At 39.2% G+C, this 21,129-nt stretch carries 17 protein-coding genes; 12 read left to right on the top strand and 5 right to left on the bottom strand.

The annotated features are described in order from the left end of the window. Window positions 1-67 precede the first annotated feature (67 nt). The 8 genes from ACJAZP_RS13355 (at window position 68) to ACJAZP_RS13390 (ending at window position 11,577) form a co-directional block, all read left to right on the top strand. Window positions 68-1,168, top strand: a complete 1,101-nt coding sequence (locus ACJAZP_RS13355; protein ID WP_415231237.1) for a tyrosine-type recombinase/integrase — start codon at window positions 68-70, stop codon at window positions 1,166-1,168. A gap of 164 nt (window positions 1,169-1,332) precedes the next feature. Beyond that, the gene (locus ACJAZP_RS13360) at window positions 1,333-1,911 is read left to right on the top strand and encodes a recombinase family protein (RefSeq protein WP_415231238.1); all 579 of its coding nucleotides are present in this window, start codon (window positions 1,333-1,335) and stop codon (window positions 1,909-1,911) included. Window positions 1,912-2,069: 158 nt separating this feature from the next. Next, window positions 2,070-3,617 carry a type I restriction-modification system subunit M gene (locus ACJAZP_RS13365; RefSeq protein ID WP_415231239.1) on the top strand — a complete coding sequence of 516 codons (1,548 nt, stop codon included), beginning with the start codon at window positions 2,070-2,072 and terminating at the stop codon, window positions 3,615-3,617. Then, window positions 3,614-4,822 (top strand): restriction endonuclease subunit S, encoded by a 1,209-nt coding sequence (locus ACJAZP_RS13370; RefSeq protein WP_415231240.1) that lies wholly within the window; start codon window positions 3,614-3,616, stop codon window positions 4,820-4,822. The genes ACJAZP_RS13365 and ACJAZP_RS13370 overlap by 4 nt, the downstream gene beginning before the upstream one ends. Window position 4,823: 1 nt before the next feature. After that, window positions 4,824-6,011: an AAA family ATPase gene (locus ACJAZP_RS13375; RefSeq protein WP_415231241.1), complete on the top strand. Its 1,188-nt coding sequence runs from the start codon at window positions 4,824-4,826 to the stop codon at window positions 6,009-6,011. Beyond that, window positions 6,001-7,038: a virulence RhuM family protein gene (locus ACJAZP_RS13380; protein WP_415231242.1), complete on the top strand. Its 1,038-nt coding sequence runs from the start codon at window positions 6,001-6,003 to the stop codon at window positions 7,036-7,038. The genes ACJAZP_RS13375 and ACJAZP_RS13380 overlap by 11 nt, the downstream gene beginning before the upstream one ends. Window positions 7,039-7,040: 2 nt before the next feature. Next, entirely contained in the window at window positions 7,041-10,157 is a 3,117-nt protein-coding gene (locus tag ACJAZP_RS13385) for an HsdR family type I site-specific deoxyribonuclease (protein WP_415231243.1), read from the top strand. A gap of 856 nt (window positions 10,158-11,013) precedes the next feature. After that, complete coding sequence (locus tag ACJAZP_RS13390; protein WP_415231244.1) at window positions 11,014-11,577, top strand: histidine phosphatase family protein; 564 nt, start codon at window positions 11,014-11,016, stop codon at window positions 11,575-11,577. Between the two features lie 549 nt (window positions 11,578-12,126). On the opposite strand, the gene ACJAZP_RS13395 is transcribed toward ACJAZP_RS13390, so the two are convergent. The 4 genes from ACJAZP_RS13395 to ACJAZP_RS13410 all read right to left on the bottom strand — a co-directional run bounded on the left by ACJAZP_RS13395 (window position 12,127) and on the right by ACJAZP_RS13410 (window position 14,945). Next, window positions 12,127-12,408 carry a hypothetical protein gene (locus tag ACJAZP_RS13395; RefSeq protein ID WP_415231245.1) on the bottom strand — a complete coding sequence of 94 codons (282 nt, stop codon included), beginning with the start codon at window positions 12,406-12,408 and terminating at the stop codon, window positions 12,127-12,129. 548 nt (window positions 12,409-12,956) lie between these two features. After that, window positions 12,957-13,319 (bottom strand): hypothetical protein, encoded by a 363-nt coding sequence (locus ACJAZP_RS13400; RefSeq protein WP_415231246.1) that lies wholly within the window; start codon window positions 13,317-13,319, stop codon window positions 12,957-12,959. Window positions 13,320-14,249: 930 nt separating this feature from the next. Beyond that, window positions 14,250-14,558, bottom strand: a complete 309-nt coding sequence (locus tag ACJAZP_RS13405) for a HigA family addiction module antitoxin (RefSeq protein ID WP_415231247.1) — start codon at window positions 14,556-14,558, stop codon at window positions 14,250-14,252. Between the two features lie 81 nt (window positions 14,559-14,639). Next, entirely contained in the window at window positions 14,640-14,945 is a 306-nt protein-coding gene (locus ACJAZP_RS13410; protein WP_415231248.1) for a type II toxin-antitoxin system RelE/ParE family toxin, read from the bottom strand. 1,013 nt (window positions 14,946-15,958) lie between these two features. Between ACJAZP_RS13410 and ACJAZP_RS13415 the strand changes: the two genes are divergently transcribed. From ACJAZP_RS13415 to ACJAZP_RS13425, 3 genes are all read left to right on the top strand, one after another. Next, entirely contained in the window at window positions 15,959-17,254 is a 1,296-nt protein-coding gene (locus ACJAZP_RS13415; protein ID WP_415231249.1) for a sulfite oxidase, read from the top strand. A 40-nt stretch (window positions 17,255-17,294) separates the two neighbouring features. Then, window positions 17,295-18,023: a c-type cytochrome gene (locus ACJAZP_RS13420; RefSeq protein WP_415231250.1), complete on the top strand. Its 729-nt coding sequence runs from the start codon at window positions 17,295-17,297 to the stop codon at window positions 18,021-18,023. 100 nt (window positions 18,024-18,123) lie between these two features. Beyond that, window positions 18,124-18,555, top strand: a complete 432-nt coding sequence (locus tag ACJAZP_RS13425; protein WP_415231251.1) for a universal stress protein — start codon at window positions 18,124-18,126, stop codon at window positions 18,553-18,555. 136 nt (window positions 18,556-18,691) lie between these two features. On the opposite strand, the gene ACJAZP_RS13430 is transcribed toward ACJAZP_RS13425, so the two are convergent. Further along, window positions 18,692-19,576 (bottom strand): LysR substrate-binding domain-containing protein, encoded by an 885-nt coding sequence (locus tag ACJAZP_RS13430; RefSeq protein ID WP_415231252.1) that lies wholly within the window; start codon window positions 19,574-19,576, stop codon window positions 18,692-18,694. A 148-nt stretch (window positions 19,577-19,724) separates the two neighbouring features. Between ACJAZP_RS13430 and ACJAZP_RS13435 the strand changes: the two genes are divergently transcribed. Then, on the top strand, window positions 19,725-20,867 hold the full coding sequence (locus tag ACJAZP_RS13435; RefSeq protein ID WP_415231253.1) for an alkene reductase: 1,143 nt from the start codon (window positions 19,725-19,727) through the stop codon (window positions 20,865-20,867). Window positions 20,868-21,129: the final 262 nt, after the last annotated feature.

A 21,129-nucleotide genomic window follows, 5' to 3' on the forward strand; every position in this document is an offset into this window, starting at 1 on the left:
GCTGAAAAGCACTTAATCCTGAGTGAAAAGACCCTCTTAAATTATCCTTTAAACAAGGTATCTGATGATGAAAAAAACTAATACAAATAATGTTCGTATTTTGCATGAGTACATGACGTATTTGAGGGATGCAAAACGCCAAGATCATTCAACAATTGATGGTGCAATGAAATCAATTAATCGCTTTGAAGAATACACGGGTTATCTTGATTTCAACAAGTTTAAGGCAAAGCATGCTATTGGGTTTAAGAAACACCTTCTTGCTCAAAAATCAATTGTGACTGGGGAAAAGTTAAGTAAGGCAACGGTGCTTACTGCAACTCGCCACTTAAAAATGTTATTCCAATATCTCGGCACACAAAAAGGGTATCGCGCAAAAATCAACTACAGCGATATTGAATATTTCAATTTGTCTGAAAAAGATACTCGCATTGCCAATGCCAAGCGCAAAAGGAATGTGGCGACAATTGAGCAGATCATGCAAACCTTGGAAGTTATGCCTTGCTCAACTGAGATTGAAATGCGTGATCGAGCTTTAGTTGCCTTTGTTATTCTAACCGGTGCAAGGGATGGTGCAGTCGCTTCAGTCAAGATTAAACACATTGATATTGCTGACCAAAGCTTTTATCAGGATGCAAGGGAAGTAAATACAAAGTTTAGCAAAACCTTCACCACTTACTTTTTTCCTGTGGGTGAGTTGCCATCAAAGATTGTTACGGAATGGATTGAGTATTTGATTAAAGATCTTGGGTATAAGGAAAATGATCCGTTGTTTCCAAAAACCAAGTTGGGACACAACAAAAATCAGCAATTTGAAGTTGTTGGTTTACTTAAAGATCATTGGAGTAATGCAAGTCCAATCCGCAAGGTCTTCAAACAAGCTTTTGACGCAGCTGGTTTGTCTAATTTTAATCCTCACAGCTTCCGTAATACTTTGGTAAGGCTAGGTGAAAATCTTTGCCGGACGCCTGAAGAGTTTAAAGCATGGAGCCAAAACTTAGGGCATGAAAGCGTATTGACCAGCTTTTATAGTTATGGTGATGTGCCAGATTACAAACAAGCCGAACTATTGCGTAAATTAGCCGAGCCAGCTGACAGTACCTCTTCAGATATGGAAGAGCAATTTAAGCAATTTAAGCAATTCCAAGAAATGACGGCTAAAAAATAAAATCCATTAAATTAGCCTGATTATCTGGTATCAATAAACACTCGTATATTGATACCAGTTAGCCATATTAAAAAATGGTATCAAAAAAGTAGGGTTTGGACTTTATGATGCTTTAATTATATGATACCCCCATATTTGATACCTTATATAAGAGTGAGAGACTAATGCGTATATTTTCCTATTGTCGTGTTTCCACAACAGAACAAACAACTGAGAATCAAATTATTGCTATCCGTCAGAAAGGGTATGAGGTGAATGATTCTCGTGTTATCAGCGAAACGGTTTCAGGTTCTGTTGAAGCAATGAAGCGGGATAAATTTAAGATGCTAATCAATCACCAGATAGAACGTGGCGATATGTTGGTTGTCTTAAAGCTAGACCGTTTAGGCCGAGATAACATAGACGTACAAAACACAATCAATATGCTTACGGATAAAGGCATTAAGATTGCTTGCCTTGATCTCCCCGTAGCAGATCTTTCCAGTGCTGAGGGTAAGTTGATGTTGCAAATGTTTTCGGCTTTTGCTGAATTTGAGAGAAACCGAATTAGAGAGCGAACAAAAGAAGGACTTGAACGAGCTAAAGCTCAAGGGAAAAAGCTGGGCAGACCAGAAGCCCACGCAACAACGCGTTCAGTTCAAGCAAAGAAAGCTGAGGGATTATCTCAATCAAAAGCAGCTGAAGCATTAGGTTTGGGGATTGCGACAATAAAAAGGCATTGGAATAAAGCAGATATTAGCTAACGCAATGTTTGATGACTTTTCCAATACTTTCTAAATACTTAAGTCTATATGGTTATTATTTTTGTGATAAGTTATTAGGTTGAAGCTCATCAGCTAGTTATAATATCAAGCAGAAAAAGTTAGTCGCTATCCAGACGAATTAAAACAGGAATTTCACAATGACAAGTACCCAACAACGCGCCGATCTTCAACGCCAAATCTGGAAAATTGCCAACGATGTGCGAGGTTCGGTAGACGGCTGGGACTTTAAACAGTACGTACTTGGCACGCTGTTCTATCGCTTTATTAGTGAAAACTTTGCAACCTACATTGAAGGCGGAGATGAGAGTATCAACTATTCAGAACTTCCGGATGATGTGATCACTCTTGAAATCAAAGACGATGCGATTAAAACCAAGGGTTATTTCATTTACCCAAGCCAGTTATTTACCAAAATTGCAGAAGGCGCTAATAAAAACGAAAATTTAAACACCGATTTAGCCACTATATTTTCCGCTATTGAAAGCTCCGCTAATGGCTACCCATCTGAAATGGATATTAAAGGTCTGTTTGCCGACTTTGACACCACCAGTAACCGCCTAGGTAACACGGTTAAGGATAAGAACACTCGTTTGACCGCAGTGTTAAAAGGCGTAGCAGGGCTTAATATTGAGCAGTTTGAAGATAATGAAAATGACATGTTTGGCGACGCTTACGAATTTCTCATTTCAAACTATGCCGCCAATGCGGGAAAATCTGGGGGAGAGTTTTTTACCCCGCAACATGTGTCTAAGCTGATTGCTCAGTTGGCTATGCATGGGCAAACTAGCGTCAATAAAATTTATGACCCTGCCGCTGGTTCAGGTTCTCTCTTGTTACAAGCTAAAAAACACTTTGATGCACACATCATTGAAGATGGTTTTTTTGGTCAGGAAATCAACCACACCACCTTTAACCTTGCGCGTATGAATATGTTTTTACACAACATCAATTACGACAAATTCAATATGCAGCTGGGTAATACCCTAATAGAACCACATTTTGGTGATGACAAACCCTTTGACGCTATTGTCTCTAACCCACCTTACTCGGTTAAGTGGATTGGCTCTGATGATCCAACCTTGATTAACGATGATCGCTTTGCACCTGCGGGGGTGTTAGCGCCAAAATCCAAAGCCGACTTCGCCTTTGTACTTCATGCTTTAAATTACCTATCTAGCAAAGGTCGTGCCGCGATTGTCTGCTTCCCTGGTATTTTTTATCGTGGTGGTGCGGAACAAAAAATCCGCCAATATCTTATTGATAACAACTACGTAGAAACAGTGATATCGCTTGCACCTAACCTGTTCTTCGGCACCACCATTGCGGTGAACATCCTCGTGCTATCTAAAAGTAAGACCGATACTACTACACAGTTTATCGATGCCAGCGGTGAGAATTTCTTTAAAAAAGAGACCAGCAACAACGTGATGCACGACAAGCACATCGACGAAGTGATGAAGCTCTTCGACAACAAAGCCAATGTTGACCATGTGGCGGCGCAAATTGATAACAGCAAGATCTCTGAGGGGGGCTACAACCTTTCAGTTAGTTCTCACGTCAAAGCCAAAGACACTCGTGAGCATATAAATATCACTCAACTCAACAGCGAAATAGCGACAACCGTGGCCAAGGTTGATGGGTTGCGTACAGATATTGATGCCATTATTGCTGAGATTAAAGTATGAGCAATTTGAATTTTATGGAAAAGCTGCTGGATGGTGTTGCAGTAGAATGGAAAGAGTTAAGCGAAATTGTTACAACAGTAACGGCTCCATCCAAGCTAAAGAAGAATGATTACTGCTTAACAGGAAGCATTCCTATCATTGATCAGGGTGCTGGATATATAGCTGGTTTTACTGACCTAAATGTTAGTCCAATAGAATGCGATAAATATGTGATTTTTGGTGATCATTCTGAACACATAAAATATGTGGATTTTGCCTTTGTTCAAGGGGCTGACGGACTCAAGATCCTGAAGAGTTGCTCTGATAACACAAAGTTTATCTATTACGCATTCCTTAATTTTTACAGAAAAGAACTTAGCTATAAACGGCATTGGTCGACTGCAAAAGAAACGCTAATCCCGATTCCATGCCCAGAAAACCCAGAAAAGTCGCTCAAAATACAGGCTGAAATCGTGCGGATTTTGGACTTGTTCACCACAATGACAATCGAGCTAACAACCGAGCTTAACGCACGAAAAAAGCAGTACAGTTACTACCGCGAGCAGTTGCTGAGTTTTGAGGAAGCGGAAGTTGAGTGGAAGCCATTAGGTGAACTTGGCGAGTTTATTCGAGGAAAACGATTTACTAAAAAAGATTACGTGGCAGATGGTGGTGTTAAGGTTATCCATTACGGTGAAATTTATACTCACTACGGTACTTCATCTACAAGTGCGATTTCACAGGTTCGAGCTAATTTAGCAGAATCACTTCGCTATGCAGAGCCTAATGACGTCATTGTGGCCAGTGTAGGTGAAACTATCGAAGATGTTGGTAAGGCTGTTGCTTGGTTGGGTGAAGAAAAAGTAGCTATTCATGATGATAGCTACGCTATCCGTCACTCATTAAATCCGAAATATTTATCTTATTGCCTACAAACCGAAGACTTTACTGCGGAGAAAACTAAGCATGTGAGTCGAGGGAAAGTTAAAAGATTGCTAATCGATGGGATTTCAAAAGTACGAATTCCTATTCCATATCCAAACGATTCCAAAAAATCACTTACTGAACAAGCTCGCATTGTCACTATCTTAGATAAATTCGACACGTTCACCAATTCCAGAAGTGAAGGTCTTCCTCGTGAGATTGAGCTGCGTCAAAAGCAGTACGAATACTACCGTGATCTGTTACTTAACTTTCCTAAATTAGAAATGACGGAGGAGGCGTAGCATGGGGAAACAATTAAGCGAAATTGCACAAGACCTAAAAGACTCCCAAAAGAAAGTACAGTTGCTCTATGCCTTTAACGGCACAGGAAAAACCCGCCTTTCGGGAGAATTCAAAAAACTGCTGGAAGCTGATATTGATACCGAAGAGGAAGATGATGGGGAAGGGTCAGAGCTATCTCGCAAGAATATTCTTTACTACAACGCCTTCACCGAAGACCTGTTTTATTGGGACAATGATTTAACTGGTGATGAAGATAGGAAGTTAAAAATTAATCCTAATGCGTTCACCAAATGGGTGCTGGAAGATCAAGGGCAAGGTCCAACAATTATTGACCACTTTAAGAGATTAACGAGTAGCAAGATAGAGCCTATATTTAGTACGGACTTCTCAGAAATCTCCTTTACAATATTAGGTGATGAGCAAGGTGCCCCGATTAAGATTTCTAAAGGTGAAGAAAGCAATCTCATTTGGAGCATATTTTACAGCTTTTTAGATCTGATTATAGAAGAGCTCAGTAGCTCTGAAGAAAACAGAAGCACCAGTGATTTTAATAATTTAAAGTATGTATTCATTGATGATCCTGTAAGTTCTCTCGATGACAATCATCTAATTGAGCTTGCAGTTGACTTGGCGAGGTTAGTGAAATCCAGTTCAGCTGACTTGAAATTCATCATCACGACACATAGCCCTCTGTTTTATAATGTTCTCTCTAATGAGTTTAATAACAAACTAGCTAAAGACCCCACTGCTGAAACGATTGAGTGGATTTATAAACCTAATAAGTCCCAAAAGTTGCGTTTGGATAAAAAGGCTGACGACACGTTTGTATTCACTGAGCTGGGAAGTAAGACACCTTTTTCATATCATTTGCTTCTTCTATCCGAGATTAAGGAAGCTATTAAAATTGACCAAATAAGAAAATATCACTTTAGCTTTCTAAGAAATATATTGGAGAAAACCGCAACATTTTTGGGCTATAAAGGTTGGGTAGATCTTCTTCCTAAAGCAGATGACGGCAACCCAGATCCATTTGCTAATCGAATTCTTAATCTTTCCAGTCATTCAGCACATGCGGGAGAAGAAACAGGAGAAGTCGAGCCACACGATAAAGAAAAGCTAGAAGAGCTCGTTAACTTCTTAAGCAATGAATATAGATTCTGGAAGCAGGAGGCGCAAAATGGCCAATAACAGTCTGACCCTACAAGACCAAACGACAGAGTTCCTATTTTATACTGCCCCTAATGGCGATGTAAAAATCGAAGTGTTGCTTAACAATGAAACCCTATGGCTTACCCAAAAGCGTATGGCGGAGCTGTTCGGAGTGGGCGTGCCAGCAGTTTCTAAACATTTGAAAAATATCTTTGAGAGCGAAGAATTACAGGAAGAAGTGGTTGTTTCCATTTTGGAAAATACCACTGAACACGGTGCTATCGCTGGTAAAACACAGACTAACAAGATCAAATACTACAACCTTGATGCGGTGATCTCAGTAGGTTATCGGGTTAACTCGACTCAGGCAACACAATTTAGGATTTGGGCCACAGCGCTAATTAAAGAATACATCATCAAGGGCTTCGCTATGGATGATGAGCGCCTGAAAAACGGGCGCTATTTTGGCAAAGATTACTTTAAAGAGCTGCTGGAGCGAGTGCGTTCCATTCGCGCCAGTGAACGTCGCATCTATCAACAAATTACTGATATTTTTTCCGAGTGTAGTTTCGATTACGATCCTAAATCAAATACAACTCGTTTGTTTTATGCTCATGTACAAGACAAGTTTCATTTTGCCATCACTGGTCACACGGCAGCAGAGCTTATCTCTCTCAAAGCTGATGCCAGCAAGCCCCTTATGGGGATGAACACGTACAAAAATGCCCCCGATGGCCGTGTAATAAAGTCTGATTCAAAGGTGGCCAAAAACTATCTATCAGAAAAAGAGATCAAACAGCTAGAACGTGCAGTATCGGCCTTTTTTGATTATATCGAAGGCATTATTGAAAGACGTAACACCTTCACCATGGAAGGCTTTGCCGACAGTGTCAATAAATTCCTGAGCTTCAATGAGTATGAAATGTTAGAAGGTTACGGCAACGTGACACGTAAACAAGCAGAACAAAAAGCCTTTGCCGAATATGAAAAATTCAACAAACAGCAGCACATTGAATCAGACTTTGATCGCGAAGTGAAAAAGCTGCTGGGCAAAAAGGATAGTTAAGGATGACAGATTACAAAACCATCGCAGAATCAAATAACTTTATCGTCTTGGATAAATATTCCAAAGATGATCAAATAAACGAAAGCTATCAAAGTGAAGATGATTTAGAACGCGAATTTATCAGAGACTTACAAAACCAAGGCTATGACTATGTGCCAGGCTTAAACTCGCCCGAAAAAATGCTAACCAATGTGCGAATTCAGTTGCAAGCCTTGAATAACGTTGAATTTTTGGACGGTGAATGGTTACGCTTTGTTGAGCAATATTTAGATAAGCCAAGTGATAATAGCTTAGATAAAACGCGAAAAATTCATGATGACTACATTTTTGATTTTGTATTTGATGATGGTCACATTGAAAACATCTATCTGTTAGATAAGAATAATATTACACGCAATAAACTACAAGTTATAAAACAATTTGCACAAACCGGATCACAGGCGAATCGCTACGATGTGACGATTTTGGTTAACGGTCTACCATTAGTACAAATAGAGCTCAAAAAGCGTGGTGTGGCAATTCGAGAAGCTTTTAACCAAGTGCATCGCTATAGCAAAGAAAGTTTTAATACCGGCAACTCACTATTTAAATACTTACAACTGTTTGTAATATCAAACGGGACTGACAGTCGTTATTTTGCTAATACCACTCAGCGTAATAAAAATAGCTTCGACTTCACCATGAATTGGGCAAAGTCTGATAATGCGCTGATTAAAGACTTAAAAGATTTTACCGCCACATTTTTTCAAAAAAACACACTGTTAAATGTGCTTATTCATTATTCAGTATTTGATGTAAGCAATACCTTACTAGTGATGCGTCCCTACCAGATCGCCGCTACTGAGCGTATTTTGTGGAAGATAAAAAGTGCCTATCAAGCCAAAACATGGAGTAAGACAGAGAGCGGCGGTTATATTTGGCACACCACTGGTTCAGGTAAAACGCTAACCAGCTTTAAAGCTGCACGTTTAGCCACCGATCTTGATTTTGTTGATAAAGTATTTTTTGTTGTAGATCGTAAAGATCTTGACTACCAAACAATGAAAGAATACCAACGTTTCTCGCCAGACAGTGTAAATGGTTCTGACAGTACCGCAGGGTTAAAGCGCAACCTTGATAAAGATGATAACAAAATCATTGTTACTACCATTCAAAAACTCAATAATTTAATAAAAACTGAAAGCGACTTACCTATTTTCAATAAACAGGTGGTATTTATTTTTGATGAGGCCCATCGTAGCCAGTTTGGTGAAGCACAAAAAAATATTAAGAAGAAATTTAAAAAGTATTATCAGTTTGGTTTTACTGGCACACCAATTTTCCCAGAGAACGCACTGGGTGCAGAAACAACGGGCAGCGTATTTGGTCGAGAGCTGCACTCTTACGTCATTACCGATGCTATTCGTGATGAAAAGGTACTGAAGTTTAAAGTTGACTACAACGATGTACATCCACAGTTTAAAGTAATTGAAACAGAAACCGATGAGAAAAAACTGACCGCACTCGATAAGAAGAAAGCCTTCTTGCATAAAGATCGTATTCGTGAAATATCCAAGTACATATTAAATAACTTCCGTCAAAAAACGCACCGTTCACAGGCTGGAGGTAAAGGCTTTAACGCTATGTTTGCCGTTAGTAGTGTCGATGCAGCTAAAGCTTACTACGAGTGCTTTAGTACACTACAAAGTGAAAGTGAATCAGACATAGCCAGTAAAAACCCGCTTAAGGTAGCTACCATCTTTTCTTTTGCTGCCAACGAGGAACAAGATGCCATTGGTGAAATCCTCGATGAAAGCTTTGATACCTCAGCCATGAATAGCAGTGCGAAGGAGTTTCTCAGCAGTGCCATTGATGATTATAACGTTAGCTTTAAGACCAACTTTGGTGTCGATAGTAAGGGGTTCCAGAACTACTACCGCGATTTAGCCCAACGAGTAAAAAGACAAGAAGTAGATCTGCTTATTGTCGTAGGTATGTTCTTGACTGGTTTTGATGCTCCAACGTTAAACACCATGTTTGTTGATAAGAACCTGCGTTACCATGGCTTAATGCAGGCATTCTCGCGCACTAACCGTATATATGACGCCACTAAGACTTTTGGTAATATCGTTACCTTCCGTGACTTAGAGCTCGCCACCGTTGATGCTATTACCTTATTTGGCGATAAAAATACTAAAAATGTAGTACTTGAAAAAAGCTATAAAGAATACATGGAAGGCTTTACTGATTTAGTAACAGGGAATGCTCGAAGAGGCTATTTAGAAGTGGTAGCAGAACTACAAACACGCTTCCCGAATCCTGACGAGATTGAAAAAGAGCAAGATAAGAAAGACTTCGCTAAGTTATTTGGTGAGTATTTACGTGTTGAAAATATACTGCAAAACTATGATGAATTTGCTGGTTTAAAAGCCTTGCAAAATATTGACATGGATGACCCAGAGGCAATCGAAATATTTAAAGATAAGCATTACCTGGACGATGATGACTTAGCCGCTTTACAAGATGTCGATGTGCCTTCAGATCGTATAATTCAAGACTATCGCTCAACTTATAACGATACGCGTGATTGGTTACGACATAAGAAAGCCGCAAATCAAGAAGAAGAGTCCAATATTGATTGGGATGATGTGGTTTTTGAAATTGACCTACTTAAGTCTCAAGAGATCAACTTAGATTACATTCTTGAGCTAATTTTTGAGCACCATAAAAAGAATAAAAGTAAGGCTGAGCTAATTGAAGAAGTACGTCGATTAATTCGTGCTAGTCTTGGTAACCGAGCCAAAGAAAGTTTGATTGTTGATTTTATTAATCAAACCAACTTAGACGATATTATCGATAAGGCGAGTATCATTGATGTATTCTTTAAATTTTCCCAAGCTGAACAAAAGCGTGAAGCGGAAGCGTTAATTGGCGAAGAAAACTTAAATGAAGATGCGGCTAAACGCTATATCACATCATCATTAAAACGAGAATATGCGACTGAAAACGGCACAGAGCTGAATTCGACATTACCTAAAATGAGTCCTCTCAATCCGCAGTACAAAACTAAAAAACAAAACGTATTTCAGAAAATCGCTACCTTTGTTGAGAAGTTTAAGGGAGTGGGTGGAAAGGTTTGATCAAGGTTTTCTTACCTGTTCTTTAAAGATGGTCCAAATATTACGATGTACCAACAATCGCAGGGTACCATGAAGGGTATAATAAATTAATTACATTTAATTTCCTTTAAGATCAAATAATATAAATTATATTGGGCGGCATGATATATGTCGGTAGTTAGGCAAGATAAAGTAGTCAGTTATTACCTGCTTCTGTTTATCATTCTTATTTGCAGAAAATATTAATTTGAATTCAATGGCCTCTTGGATTCAAATAATAAGCCCATAACTTGAGTAGGGGCAGATTCAACTCTGAATAGCATAATTTTACATCATGAGCTGGTGGCTTTAATTTAATGTAACCTCTAATGTAACCTTTTTATTTTTTAATCCTGATTGTTGTCATTAACCATTTGATTTTAATTGTTAAAAACATCGGGTTCGAAGATGCCTATCGCACCAATTTCTTGTTTTAAAATGTTTTTGCCCCCCAAAAATATAAAATAATCCCCAGTAAATACAGTCTTCTAGAGCCATTCAGCGTTATATCATATTTGTATCTCCAGATTTTAAGTAACTCTGATAGTAACACTGTGAAATTGTTACTAAAGCGATGTTACTGCAGTAATAAAAACCTTCCCCTTGACTAATACCCAGATAAAAAACACCAATTCTATTAATTAACTTCTCACTTTGATTTAAACTCTTGAACAGAGTGTTTGCACTCTGTTTCTACATTACCGATAAAAATATTCCACGCTCGGCTATATTCATTAATACCAAAAGCATTAAGTTTATGACCACTTGCTTCAAAGGTTAACCGAATATTTTTGGACTGTATTGATCATAATCTTCAACCAACAGTGGAGCAAAATACATGCTAGTGCGTTATTTATTATTAGTTTTTGTTATGTCATCGGGTAGCGTGCAGAACGCCTTCGCCACCACAAATGTTGACTCCATTATGGATAAGCTAAAGGAAATCGATGCCAACGTATTATTTCTGCGCCATGCTACTGCTCCAGGTTTTGGCGATCCCGATAATTTTGTTATTAACCAGTGCAATACACAGCGAAATCTGGATGCCGTTGGCCGAAGTCAAGCTATCGCATTAGGACAGAAATTAAAGCAGTCGAATATCGTGATTGATAAAGTTTATTCAAGCTATTGGTGTCGTTGCCTCGAAACCGCCAAACTTTTACAACTTGGCGTAGTTGAAAAATTCGCTGGACTTAACTCATTTTTTGAAGAGCATGCTGATCGCAATCAAACACTCAAGTTGCTTCAACAAAAGCTTGCAGACCTCGACCAAAATAGTCTTACACTAATGGTTACGCATCAAGTGGTGATCCAGGCGGTGTCTGGGATTGGGGTTTCGTCTGGAGGGGGTGTTGCCTACAACACTAGAACGCGCAAGGCAGTGAGAGTCGCGCTCGAATGATTCTCTAAGTGAGTTAAAAGTATTTTCAATATGGAATAATCAACAGGGTAATGAAGATAACAGTCTGCTGTCTTATATCCGACGCCTCAGAAGGTTATCAATAACCTGCGCCATGATGTAATTTTCCTAATCACAAAGTCGACATTTACATGCCAAACCCCAAAGCAGGTTTTTACCTGATCTAAAATGGATAAGTAGCCGCAGCAGTTTTCACGATCCTATTAGCAACTACCCATGCCTGTCTGCATCTTCGTCATTTTTAAGAAGGCGTCAAAACGCAGCAGTATTTTTGGCTATTTTTGGTGCAACTAGCAAGGTGGGTTAGTTTGAGTTCCTAAATTAGCAGCCCAGCTCTTGGTTTGGTCACACTGCACCCCACCTACTTTAATCAAGCCCTCGTTTTAGCTATGCGTATAACATAGAGCCTAGGCTTGAACGTGAATCGTAGGAACTTACTATATGATTATCAGGTCTTGCGTTTTTAGGTAAAAGACAAGATCCGAATGGTTAAAAAGGCAAAAAGAAAGACCTGACCTCAGTGAGCTTTCTTTATTCATCTAACATAGTGATATCTATTTCTAATAGCTTAGCCAACCTGTTAGCTTCAGTCTTCGACAATTTTATGGATGCCATGTACCCTAAACTTCCTAAAATTAATTTATAAAAATCTCCACCATATTCAATAGAAACATCTTCTATTTTAAATGCAATCTCAATGCGTCCTGTACGAACGTTTATGAGGTCTTCGCCGATCTTTGAACCCGTTGCATCGGTAAGCATCACCATTAGGTTCTCTACTTTAAATTGTGCGTCATCCCATAACTTATCCATTGTTCTCTATCTCCAGTATTAGTTAACTGTAAATTTATCATTCATGGCGTGATTATTTCACTTCGAATAACTACTTACTCCAAATAATATATTAGTACACGGGCAATAACATACAAACATGTGCCTGTGCTGCCGCTTTTAGTAAGTCACCAAGCTGTCCTAATGGCTTTAAACTATACGTGGCGTTCATAATTATCCTTTTTTTACCTGATCTAAAATGGATAAGTAGCCGCAGCGGTTTTCACAATCCTAGGAGCAACTACCCATGCCTGTCTGCATCTTCGTCATTTTTAAGAAGGCGTCAAAACACAGCAGCATTTTTGGCTATTTTTGGTGCAACTAGCAAGGTGGGTTAGTTTGAGTTCCTAAATTAGCAGCCAAGATCTTGGTTTGATCACACTGCACCCCACATTCTTTAATCAAGCCCTCGTTTTAGCTATGCGTATAACATAGAGCCTAGGCTTAAACGTGAATCGTAGGAACTTACTATATGATTATCAGGTCTTGCGTTTTTGTCCTAGTTTAATGACTGTTAGCTGTACTTTACTTTACTTTACTTTGCTGAATATCTTAGGGATTCGAAGTGCTGCAATAAATGCGGCAGTAAATACAACAGCAACATATGCAAACCAAGATATCTGGTATAAGCCCAATAAATAACTTAGGGTATGAGATATTAAGAATACTAAGGCTGCTGATAACGCTAAGTGCTTTATAGCTAAAGACTCTTTACCTGTAAGTTGCCCTAAATAAAAACCAGCACCGCCAATTAAACCTGCAATTAATACATTTACAGCAATACTCAGAAAATTAATCTCTATACCTAAGTTATAAACAGAGTAATAACGAAGAATAAAACCGAAAATAATCAGAAACACGGTAAATAGGCTTGATTGTTTGATAATGCTCAATGGAACTCCTTGTATAGTCAACGCCAGCCATAAAAACCAGCTTTTTTATGTTCGATTTAATGGCCTTGTTAGCTGGTTGTGACATGTTTGCTTGTTGCCTGCAATCACGCTTGGCTAATATTGGTTTTAACTTGAAATGACAAAGCAACCCATTTAATACAGTAATTTAGCAATCTATTGCCCAATTGCAAGCGGGTAAACTTATTTATTCAACACAACTCTCAGGGTAAATTGATCTAACCCGTTTAGCACAAATTGAAGCGTTGGAATTGCCCCTTTCAAATATAAAATCCACTTTGCGATTACAATTTTCAATGCAGGCTGAAGAATTAACATGGCCACCCAAGATTATTGTGAGTAGTCATAAAAGGTTATCTCAATGAATGATGAAAGAAGATCCATTATTGTTTATAAAAATGGGTTGCTTGATTAGTTTTCTGCAAGTAAAAAACAAGATAATGCAAAATGAAAGACCTGACCCTCGGCTCTTTAACATAGAGCCTAGGCTTGAACGTGAATCGTAGGAACTTACTATATGATTATCAGGTCTTGCGTTTTTAGGTAAAAGACAATACCTAAATACCTAAATGGCTAAAAAAGGCAAAAAGAAAGACCTGACCCTCGGCTCCAGTATAAATCAGCGTATAGAAATTATGGGTTGGTGGAGTCAGCATATTCAAGATAAATAAATTGTTGATGGATTATATAAAGAAAGGGATCTTTTCGCTTTGGTTGCTGGTGTTTGATATGTTGTGGCTAAGTCTTATTGGCGACAAATTTTAAGTCTTCTAAGTTGCACAACGTGCCATAGAAAATATTAATGAAAAAATTATAGAAATCGTGACCAAATTGAGTATATCACTACATTGACAGGTATAAAAAAGGCTACTGATTAGTAGCCTTTAATTTATCACATATGATGATTTTGTATTATGCGAATCGTCTCACTTCAAAAGGAGTTACATCAGTATCTATGATCATGTTTTCAGCTTCCCAAGTATCTAGGTTTGCTTGCATCATAATCCATATACCGACTCCAGTGCCTGTTGCTTCAGCTAAACGACGAGCCATTGAATGTGAACATTTAGCTTTCCCATTTACAAATTCACTTAAAGCTTTTCGAGTTACGCCTAAGTTCACAGCAGCTGATGTGATTGATATATTTCTTTCATCCAAAACTGTATGTTTGAAAAATGCACCTGGATGTGATGGTTTTCTCATTTTTTTCATATTTTCCATATTTCCCTCTCAACCCTTAACTCAGAAAAATTAAGGAGTTAGGTCATGGCGACCGGCATCGAATTTGATGCCCCAATTAAGTTAGCGGGCTTTTATTAATTTTCCGTGATAATCGAGATAATCAAGAAAAACTGCCCCATCATCTGTTATTTGAAAGGTAATTCGCCAATTACCATTTACTTCTAAGCTATAAACCCCTTTACCAGACCCTTTTTTTTCAGGAAACTTATCTCTATAGATTGCCTTCAAATCAGCAGGGTGGTGAGATGCTTCTACAGCATCGAGTATGAACCCGATGATTTTTGTGTGCTTTGGATTTAACCCACTTTCATCTCCGTTGTAAAAGAATTTCTTAAGCCCTTTATGCGAAAAACTTTTGATAGCCAAATTATGGCCCTCCGTTTGTGATTAATAAAAAAAATAATGTTATTCATATGGTTGAGCCCTTTTAAGTTAAAGTTGTTTCAAATATGCCTAACTATTGAATTTTTTTATTTCACATAGAGCCATTATGTTGCAACAATTTAAATGCAACCCGTAACGTTGCAGGTGTCAATTTGTTTTGTTGCTTATTCTTTTTTTATTATTCTCTGATCAGTAAAGAAAGTCGGGGACACCCATACCTTTTTTAACCTAAAAAGGTATGGGTGTCCCATCTTTCTGTTAAAGATCCGAAGGTGAGCTGGCAAGGGTCTTTCTTTTTGTTTTTTAATAATTAGTAGTACTAACTCGCTCAGGGTAGTGGAAATGCACTTGCTTCATCTCGTTTACACCTCCTTGAATTGGTATGAAAATAGATTTGAGAATTTTCCCTTATCATGATGTAAATTTTCTTAATTAGCTGGTGGCTTTAATTTAATGTAACCTTTGTATTTTTTGTGCTAAAAATAACTCTTAATTGATTGTATTTAATGATTTAATTTTTTGGGTTCGAAGATACCTATCGCACCACAATTTCTCTCCTTAAGTATTTTAAAGTCCAAAACCTCAACAAAATCCCAGTAAATACAGCCCTATCAAAGTTGCTAATAATAATGTCGTATCATGACTAATATACTCCCTCCTTTGATCAATACTCAATTAAAAAATACCAATTTAAAAGCTCAATAATATAAGCTTGTCGATACACCTGAACGTAATACCAATTCCATAAATGAATCACCCATTTCTATCCAGTCTCTTAAGCAGAGTGTTTCCACTCTCGCTACATCACTGATAAATCTAAATCAATTCATGAATCGACTATTGACTCATTAAAAGAATATACCAGAGCGGATCATAAATTTAATTCTCTTGGTATAACTAGGCTCTGGCGTTTTCTATTAGATAAAAAAAAGATAATGGTCTAAGGTTAAATTTACTTATTTATAAGGTTTTATCATGACATTCTGGAGCATACAATGGACGATAATTCACAACTGCCGGAACAAGATTTCACCCTAACGGAACAATCACAAGATGCTACTTTGGCAGATCAGCCTAATGAGCGGCGACGGTTTTTACAAGGTGCGAGCCTGGCGACTATAACGGCCTTGCTTGGTGTCTCGGCTATTCCCTTTCACAAAAACATGGCCGCAGGGTTAGTACCTATAGCACTTGCGGAAGATACTGAAGGCAATGCTGCTCTGGGTAAAGAGGGTCTTACCATCCACAATGATCGCCCGGTTAACGCAGAGCCCGCCGCACATTTGTTGGATGACCGTATTACTCCGCAAAGTCGCCACTTTATTCGTAATAATGGTAACCCACCTACATCTATGGATGTTGATACCTGGACCCTCACTATTGATGGGTTGGTTGATAATCCGATGATGCTTTCAATAAAAGATCTTAAGAGTAAGTTTGAGGTTATAACTAGGCAGCTTGTTATTGAATGTGGCGGTAATGGCCGCGCATTTTTTACTCCTCCAGCTTCAGGTAACCAGTGGGGTTACGGTGCGGTTGCTTGCTCTGAATGGACAGGAGTTCGCTTGGTTGATGTGCTTAAACAAGCCGGTATTAAAGACAATGTCATTTATACCGCTCACGAAGGCGCAGACACTCATTTGTCCGGTAAGGCCGGTAAGCTTGCCATCTCGCGCGGCGTTCCAATTAAAAAAGCAATGGATCCAAATATTCTTATCGCTTTTGAACAAAATGGAAAACCTATCCACCCGATGAATGGCGCGCCGCTTCGTTTGGTTGTTCCTGGCTGGCCGGGCAGTTGTTCTCAGAAATGGCTGACTCGAATTTATTTACGCGACATTGTTCACGATGGCCCTAAAATGACCGGAACAGCTTATCGAATTCCTAACCGTCCGGTAGCCCCGGGTGAGAAAGTGGATACAAAAGATTTTGTCATCATTGAAGCTATGCCCGTAAAATCACTTATTACTTACCCTGCAACCGGGCAAACGGTTAGTAACAAAAAACTAAGTATTCGCGGCCATGCATGGGCGGGAGATCGAAAAGTTAAAGAAGTGCATGTCTCCCATGATTTTGGTGCTACATGGCAAATAGCCAAACTAGAAGATCCTGCAAATGAAGGGGCATGGCAACACTGGAGTGCAGAGTTATCGTTTCCACTATCCGGTTATTACGAAGTTTGGGCGCGTGCTACTGACAGCGAAGGTATTACCCAACCTTTCGCCATAAGCTGGAATCCAAAGGGCTACCTGAATAATACTTTTCATCGTATTTCACTGGTTGTCGCATAGGAAAACTTCATTTAAATACTGCCATATGGGCAGTGTTTAAATGACTCTACAAACAAGGTTACTCTCGACAATGAAAGCAATCAAACTCCGTCTAACCCTAATCTGTCTATTATGTCTATTTCCTTCTCTTCATTATGCCAATGAACTAAATGATTTATTGGTGACAGCAGATATTGAAAGAGGAAGTAAAGTATCAATTAGCTGCCAGGCTTGTCACTCTATTGGTAAAGGTGAACCTGCAAAGATAGGGCCCAACCTCTTTGGTGTTTTGGGCCGAGAGATTGGATCGAAAAAGGATTATAACTATAGCGCTGCTTTCACTGATCAAAAGGGGAGTTGGAGTTTTGACAAGCTCGATCAATTTATACAAAACCCTTCGCAAATGATTCCCGGAACAGCGATGACTTTTCCTGGTACAAAAAGTAAAGCTGACCGTGCGGCTGTTATAGCCTGGTTACGATTACAGTCCGACAATCCAATCGCATTACCGCCCAGCTCTTTTAAAGGAGAAACCGCACCTATCATTTTAACTGATGAAGAGGATCCTGATTTAGCCTTACTGCCTGAGGGCAAGGGGCGATACGAAGTCTTTTATACTTGCTCTGTGTGTCATTCTATTAAATTGGTTGTGCAACAAGGTCTGGATCGTTATAGATGGGAAGAAACCTTAGAGTGGATGGTGGAAGAACAGGAGATGGATAGACTTGACGAAGAAAATCAACAGCTTGTTTTAGACTATCTCTCTGAATATTTTGGGGTTAATCGTTAGGAATCAGAAGGGACAGATCTTGCTTGAATGTCATGACCTTCCCTTTGGCACATGATACTTGGGGTAAGGTAAACACACACTTTTCATTAAGGAAGATAAAATGCGCACACGTAATATTCTATGGCCTACGGACTTTTCTCATACGGCGTCACATGCTCTAAGATATGCCATTGAAATGGCAAACCTATACCAAGTTGGTATTCGTATCTTACACGTTGTGGATCAGCCTTTGGGTAATGAGAATTACATGATTCTTTCGGTTACACCGGACGAGTTGGCAAAAAGCATGGAAGAAGCCGCAGCTAGCCAAATGCATGAGTTATTGGGGCTGCTTAATACAAAATTAAAGATCGAAACCGTTATTCGACGTGGTGATGTCATTACTGAAATTTTGGCAGAGGCCAATAGCGGCGACATTGGCATGGTGGTTATCGCCAGCCATGGTCGATCAGGAATCTCTCATTTTTTGAATGAAAATGTTGCTGAAGCGATTACCAATAAAGCTGAATGTCCGGTGCTAGTGGTTAAATAATAACGGCTGTCGAAACGTGTTTATTGTCGTTTAGTGGTCGCTTTATCAGTTTATAAGCTGAAGCACACTGAATCAATAACGCAAAAAAAAGACCTTCGCTTCACTTCAAGTAAGGGTTAAAAGGATCTATTTTACTTCAAATATTTTGCAGCGTTTCTATTAGCCAGCGGTGGATTGCGCTATCACTTGTTCGTGGATGCCATGCCGCTATTACCTTAAATGTCGGCGGTAAAGCTTCTACCCTTAATTGTTTAACCTTACTATTTGGTAATAATCGAGAAGGATAGAACGCAATCATATCGGTTGTATGAAGAATGTCGGGCACGGCAGAAAAACTAGGAACCGACATAACAATATTGCGTTTAAGATCTCTTGTTGCAAACCACTTATCATGGGAGCCGCGTAAATTTGCGCGCGAAGGTGATACCACCAGCTGTGGATGCGCTGCAATTTGCGTAAGTGTTAAAGGTTCTTTTATAAGCTCGTTGCCGCAACCAGTAATGCATAAATGTTGCTCTTCAAGCAAAGTCACATAGGTTAAGTTATCCGGTATAAATTCGGGAAAAGTAATCAATAAATCAAGTTCACCCGCCTTAATTAGCTGATTAACATTGTCCGAGGCAAAGTCGCGTACTATCAGCTTTAAACCCGGAGCCTCTCGCCTGGTTATTTTAAAAAGCTGCGGCAACAAGGCTTGTGTTGCGTAGTCGGTGGCGCTAATAGTAAAGACGCCTTTATATGTTTGAGGTATAAACAGATCGGGCTCAAGTAACGTCTCTAGCTGCTTTAATATATGACTAATAGGTTGCTGCATTGATAGGGCTTTGGGTGTTGCCACCATGCTATTGCCTTGACGAATAAACAAGCGGTCATTAAATAAATCACGTAGCTTGCGGAGCTGCTCGCTAATTGCTTGTTGGGTTAACCCCATTTTACGTGCAACTTGTGAAAGATTTTTTAAATCAAGCAGAGCATTGAGCACCCTGAGCTGTTTAATATCGAGCCTGCTAATACCATTCATAATTGTATCTCAAACAAAAAAGTGTTGTTTCAAATTGTATCTTTAAAACTCTAAGCTTACCAACATTGCTTAAGTAACTAATTTAAGCATCAAAACAATTAAGTGGTTTATAGCATAAGCCCATCAGTTTGCTTTAAAAGAGAGTTTTATGAAACAGTCTATTCCAAATACCAGCACGTTATTTTCATCTGTAGAGCTGGGTCCTTTCACGCTTAAAAACCGTGTTGTAATGCCGCCATTAACACGTTCTCGCAGCACCCAACCGAATAATATTCCTAACGATTTAATGGCAAATTATTATGCACAGCGTGCCTCAGCAGGCTTTATGGTTACCGAAGGCACACAAATAGAACCACGAGGCCAAGGCTACGCATGGACGCCAGGTATACATTCGCAAGCCCAAATTGAAGGTTGGAAAAAAGTAACCCAAGCAGTGCATGCTAAAAAAGGTATTCTTTTTGCTCAGTTATGGCATGTTGGCCGAGTGTCTCACACTAGCTTACAACCAAACGAAGCTCAGCCTATAGGCCCTTCGGCTATTATGGCTGACAATGTCAAAGTATTTGTTGAAACCGGACCGGGTGAAGGCGCGTTAGACGATCCGAGTGCGCCACGTGCACTTACTACCGAGGAAGTGGGTGAACTGGTAAAAATGTATGCTCAAGCAGCACGTAACGCACTAGAGGCGGGCTTTGATGGTGTAGAGCTTCATTGTGCTAATGGTTATTTAGTTAATCAGTTTATTTCAGAACATACCAATAACCGTGATGATCAATATGGTGGTTCGCTTACTAACCGTCTGCGTTTCTTAAAAGAAATAGTTGCAGCAGTAAGTGAAGTTGTTGGTGCAGAGCGCTTAGGTGTTCGCTTTGCGCCTTTATTTGCGAGTACCAACGAAACGCGTGTTTACTTAGGTTTAGTAGAATCAGACCCGCACAACACTTATGTTGAGGCTGTTAAAGTGCTTGAGCAAGCTGGCATTGCTTACTTATCCATTGCTGAAGCGGATTGGGATAATGCCCCTGATTTGCCCGAGTTATTTTATAAAGCAGTAAGATTAGAGTTTTCAGGACGCATTATTTATGCGGGTAAATATACCGTTGAAAAAGCCGTTAATATATTAGCTAAAGGCTATGGTGATTTATTTGCCTTTGGTCGTCCTTTTATAGCGAACCCGGATTTACCTGAGCGCATTGCTAATAATTGGCCGCTAAACGAAGCCGATCCAGCAACTATGTATGGCGGCACTGAACTTGGTTATAGTGACTACCCATATTACAAAAACAGTTAATATTATAAGGCCACCGAGGGCCTTTCTTTTAAGGAATTAACCTAACAAATTAACATAACCACCCAAGATTATTGTGAGTAGTCATAAAAGGTTATCTCAATGGATGTCCTGAGTTAGTGGTTAAATAACAGCGGCTATTGAAACGTGTTTTTTATCGTTTAGTGGTCGCTTTATCAGCTTCTAAGCTGCAATACGCTGAATTAAAAACGCAAAAAAATACCCTCGGCCTCTTTCTTCACTTATTAAAAGACTCCTTGTTGGA

Source organism: Psychromonas sp. (genome assembly GCF_047632955.1).
Taxonomy (GTDB): Bacteria; Pseudomonadota; Gammaproteobacteria; order Enterobacterales; family Psychromonadaceae; genus Psychromonas.

Coding starts and splice junctions, on each gene's coding strand:
- ACJAZP_RS13430 (WP_415231252.1), bottom strand. CDS start 19,576: ATGAATGGTATTAGCAGGCTCGATATTAAACAGCTCAGGGTGCTCAAT.
- ACJAZP_RS13370 (WP_415231240.1), top strand. CDS start 3,614: ATGAGCAATTTGAATTTTATGGAAAAGCTGCTGGATGGTGTTGCAGTA.
- ACJAZP_RS13380 (WP_415231242.1), top strand. CDS start 6,001: ATGGCCAATAACAGTCTGACCCTACAAGACCAAACGACAGAGTTCCTA.
- ACJAZP_RS13385 (WP_415231243.1), top strand. CDS start 7,041: ATGACAGATTACAAAACCATCGCAGAATCAAATAACTTTATCGTCTTG.
- ACJAZP_RS13420 (WP_415231250.1), top strand. CDS start 17,295: ATGACTCTACAAACAAGGTTACTCTCGACAATGAAAGCAATCAAACTC.
- ACJAZP_RS13395 (WP_415231245.1), bottom strand. CDS start 12,408: ATGGATAAGTTATGGGATGACGCACAATTTAAAGTAGAGAACCTAATG.
- ACJAZP_RS13435 (WP_415231253.1), top strand. CDS start 19,725: ATGAAACAGTCTATTCCAAATACCAGCACGTTATTTTCATCTGTAGAG.
- ACJAZP_RS13425 (WP_415231251.1), top strand. CDS start 18,124: ATGCGCACACGTAATATTCTATGGCCTACGGACTTTTCTCATACGGCG.
- ACJAZP_RS13415 (WP_415231249.1), top strand. CDS start 15,959: ATGGACGATAATTCACAACTGCCGGAACAAGATTTCACCCTAACGGAA.
- ACJAZP_RS13355 (WP_415231237.1), top strand. CDS start 68: ATGAAAAAAACTAATACAAATAATGTTCGTATTTTGCATGAGTACATG.
- ACJAZP_RS13390 (WP_415231244.1), top strand. CDS start 11,014: ATGCTAGTGCGTTATTTATTATTAGTTTTTGTTATGTCATCGGGTAGC.
- ACJAZP_RS13375 (WP_415231241.1), top strand. CDS start 4,824: ATGGGGAAACAATTAAGCGAAATTGCACAAGACCTAAAAGACTCCCAA.
- ACJAZP_RS13365 (WP_415231239.1), top strand. CDS start 2,070: ATGACAAGTACCCAACAACGCGCCGATCTTCAACGCCAAATCTGGAAA.
- ACJAZP_RS13360 (WP_415231238.1), top strand. CDS start 1,333: ATGCGTATATTTTCCTATTGTCGTGTTTCCACAACAGAACAAACAACT.
- ACJAZP_RS13405 (WP_415231247.1), bottom strand. CDS start 14,558: ATGGAAAATATGAAAAAAATGAGAAAACCATCACATCCAGGTGCATTT.